The following is a 265-nucleotide window of genomic DNA, read 5'->3' as shown; positions in this document are numbered from 1 at the left end:
CTGAACGCATGCGCGACCGCGAGACAGCCGAAGCTGTGCGCGGCGAGCACGGCGGGCCGCTGCAAGGCGTCGAGCCGCGCTTCGACGGCGCTCGCCCACTCGTCGAGATGCGGCGCGTCCCAGTCGGCCTGCTCGACGCGCGATGCCTCCGCGTATTGCCGCTCCAGCCAGCTCTGCCAGTGCGCGCCTTCGCTGCCGTGCAGTCCGGGCACGGTCACGAGCACCGGCCGCCGGAATGGTTCGTCGTTCATGTTCATGCATGCCT

Annotated in this window: 1 protein-coding gene; it reads right to left on the bottom strand. The window is 70.6% G+C overall.

The annotated features are described in order from the left end of the window. Window positions 1-251 (bottom strand): alpha/beta hydrolase (locus NCS58_RS34080; protein ID WP_250539048.1); only part of this gene is annotated, 251 nt, incomplete at its 3' end. Window positions 252-265 lie beyond the last annotated feature (14 nt).

The organism is Caballeronia sp. INML3B (assembly GCF_023631305.1).
Classification (GTDB): Bacteria; Pseudomonadota; Gammaproteobacteria; order Burkholderiales; family Burkholderiaceae; genus Caballeronia; species Caballeronia turbans.
This window is presented reverse-complemented; position numbering and strand designations above follow the sequence as displayed.